The following is a 3,178-nucleotide window of genomic DNA, read 5'->3' as shown; positions in this document are numbered from 1 at the left end:
ATCCAGTGCTGCTCCTCCAGGTCGTGGACGATCTCGATGATCAGGTTCTGGGTGACCGGGTCGGCCTTCTCGGTCGCGTCCATGCGGGTACGCATCCTCGTGACCACCCCGGCGAGGACCTCGGTCGTCTGCCGGATCACCTTCTCATCCGGGATGTACCCCACCTCCACTCCCGGCAGGTGGGTGCCTCGGGCGACCGTCGAGGACTGACCGTCCGGGTTGACCCCGATCGCGACGGCACGTTCGGCGGTGGCGTCCGCGTAACGACGCGCCAGGTCGACGACCTCGTCGAGTTGGCGATGCACACTGCGGAAGGTGCGCCCGGTGACGTTCCAGTGCAGCTGCTTGGCGGACAGGGACAGGTCGATCAGGTCGATCAACGTGCCCTGGAGGGCCTCACCGGTGACGCTTCGTGCCCCGTCGGACAACGGGCTGCGGATGGCGCTCATACTCGACCCCTCTCACGCCGGAGACATCTGCTCCCTGCGGCGTGCCCCGTGAAGAGATCCGTATGCGTCCAGAACGCCCCAGCGCCCAGCACAGCCCGACATCGCGAACGAGACACCTACCGAGACCTACCTCATCGAGACCTACATCATGAACGGAGCGCACGTCATGAACGGAGCAGACCCCGAACGTGAACGGGACACGTGAACGGGACAGCCGACGCGGCGGGACGCCGGAAGACGCCGGACGCCCAACTCAGGCCGCCCGGTCGACGACCGCGGCGCGGGCGGGAACCACCACGGTGGGCGCGCCGACCCGCGCGGGCACCGCCAGCTCGGCGAGCTCGAGATCCTCACTCACCTCGCGCAGCAGGTCCGCAAGCCGTACTCCCAGTGCGTCACAGATGGCGGCAAGCAGCTCGGAGCTGGCCTCCTTCTGCCCACGCTCAACTTCCGAGAGGTAGCCGAGCGACACCCGTGCCGCCGACGACACCTCCCGAAGCGTGCGGTGCTGATCCTGACGGCGGCGGCGCAACGCCTCGCCGAGCATGCGTCGGAGCAGGACCATCGAGCCTCCTCCTTCGTCCGCGGGATGCGTTCACCGTATACCCACCACCGCAACCATCGGGCCCTCGTTGATGGGACTGTAACTGTGTAAGCACCTCAGGTCCGGCGATTAGTCTCGCGCGTCAGGGCGCGCCGTCGCCGGTTGTGGTCATCTCGCTGCTCGGCAGCCCGGCGAGCAGCCGACGCACCAGGTCCAGCGCGGACACCACCGCGTAGGTGCGGATGCGCGGCCGGTCCCCGGGCAGCCGTACCGACCGGGTGACGGTGCCATCCGGTCCGGCCAGGCCGATATGCAGCGTGCCGACCGGTTTGTCCTCCTGCGGCCGCGGGCCCGCGACTCCCGTGGTGGACAACCCGTAGGTGGCGCCCAGCCGAGACCGGACCCCCGCCGCCATCGCGGCGGCCGTCCTCGACGACACCGCGCCCCCGGCGGCCAACAGACCCTCATCGACACCGAGCGCCGACGCCTTGACCTCCGTGGCGTAGGAGACGATGCCGCCACGGAACGCGGCGCTCGCACCGGGGACGTCGGTCAGCCGCCCGGCGAGCAGCCCCCCGGTGATGGACTCCGCGACGGCCAGCGTCGCCGACCGCTGGACCAGCAGCCCCAGGACCACGCCTTCGAGGGAGTCGTCCGCACCGCCGTACACCCCGGCGCCCAGCGCGGTCCGGGCCGCGGTCTCCACCGGTGCGATCAGCATCTCGGCCTCGGCCCGATCCCGGGCCCGGGCCGTGATACGCACCCGGGTCTGGCCACCGCTGGCCAGGAACGCGATGCGCGGATTGCCGATCGGGGCAAGCCGGTCGACCTCGTCCGCGAGGGCCTCGGCGACGGCCGACTCCCACATGCCCGCCGTGCGCAGCACCCGGTGGACGACCACCGCGGGCTGCCCGGCCCGGCGCAGGATGTCGGGCAGCACGCTGGCGGTGAACATGTCGTTCATCTCGAACGGCACACCGGGCATCGCGTAGACGACGCCGGTCCCGATCTCCATCCGTATCCCCGGGGCTGTTCCGGCGCCGTTCGGCAGCGGTTGTGCCCCCTCGGGCAGGTCCGCCTGCCGGTAGTTCATCTGGGGCACGCGCCGGCCACCGTCACCGCGGCCCAGGTCCCGGAACCGTCGCCGCAGCATCGACTCCAGGAAGTCGTCCCGGCGCAGGCCGACGCCGGCCGCGGCGGCGATGCCCTCGCGGGTCAGGTCGTCCTGGGTGGGACCGAGCCCTCCGGTCATGATGACGACGTCAGCCCGGTCCAGTGCCACCCGGATCGCCGTGGCGATCATGTCGATGTCGTCACCGACGACCGTCGACGTCGTGACGGTCACTCCGACATCGGCCAGCTGCCGACCCAACCAGGCCGCGTTGCCGTTGACGATGTCGCCGTAGAGAAGTTCGTCCCCCACCGCCAGCAGCTCAGCGCGCATCGGTCCGCCCCTCCGTCTTCCTGGTAGTCGGTCCGGCCGCCGTTGACGGGGCGGACCCGGCCGGCCCGGCCCCCCGGTGACGCACCGGGGGGCCGGTGCCGGGCGAGAGGCCGGTGGATGGCGCGCCCGTCGGCGGGGTGACACCGCCGGGGTCCCGCGCGGCCCGCCGCCGCAGCGCGAGAGCTCGACAGACATAATCGATCCCGGTGACCATGGCGACCACCACGCCAGCCGCGAGGATCACGGCCCGGCTCGTGGCGGCAACACCCGCCAGCGGAAGCACGTAGAGACCGATCGCGACGTTCAGCAGCAGGGTCTTGGCCTTGCCCCCACGGCTCGCCGCGATCACCCCGAAGCGGATCACCCACAAGCGCAGGAGGGTGACGCCGACCTCCCGCAGGAGGATCAGTACGGTGACCGGCCAGGGCAGCTCGCCGAGCACGGACAGCGAGATCAACGCGGCACCGGTCAGCGCCTTGTCGGCGATCGGATCGACCAGGATGCCGAAGTCGGTGACGAGGTGCCAGCGGCGGGCGATGGAGCCGTCGATCTGGTCGGTCACCGCGGCCACCGCATAGGCGCCGAAGGCGGCGTACCGCCAGGTATGCCCGTCGGGCCCGGCGAACAGGAAGACCACGAAGACCGGCACCAACACCAGCCGCACGATCGTCAGCAGGTTGGCGACATTAACCACCGGAGCCGCGGGGACCACCGGGGCCGCGGGGACCACCGGGGCAGAAA

General features: G+C 71.0%; 4 protein-coding genes. All 4 read right to left on the bottom strand.

Annotated elements, in window-relative coordinates; genetic code table 11:
• On the bottom strand, positions 1-449 hold a 449-nt coding region (locus tag AC08OP_RS23295), incomplete at its 3' end, for a Dps family protein (protein ID WP_476616131.1).
• A 253-nt stretch (positions 450-702) separates the two neighbouring features.
• Positions 703-1,014 carry a helix-turn-helix domain-containing protein gene (locus AC08OP_RS23290; protein WP_462188820.1) on the bottom strand — a complete coding sequence of 104 codons (312 nt, stop codon included), beginning with the start codon at positions 1,012-1,014 and terminating at the stop codon, positions 703-705.
• A 121-nt stretch (positions 1,015-1,135) separates the two neighbouring features.
• Positions 1,136-2,437: a competence/damage-inducible protein A gene (locus tag AC08OP_RS23285; RefSeq protein ID WP_476598618.1), complete on the bottom strand. Its 1,302-nt coding sequence runs from the start codon at positions 2,435-2,437 to the stop codon at positions 1,136-1,138.
• Positions 2,427-3,167, bottom strand: a complete 741-nt coding sequence (locus tag AC08OP_RS23280; protein WP_476616132.1) for a CDP-alcohol phosphatidyltransferase family protein — start codon at positions 3,165-3,167, stop codon at positions 2,427-2,429. Before AC08OP_RS23280 ends, AC08OP_RS23285 begins: the two co-directional genes overlap by 11 nt.
• Positions 3,168-3,178 lie beyond the last annotated feature (11 nt).

It is taken from the genome of Frankia sp. CeRuru1, assembly GCF_977966315.1.
Note: the sequence above shows the minus strand (reverse complement) of the source record. Positions and strands in the feature narration are given on the sequence as shown.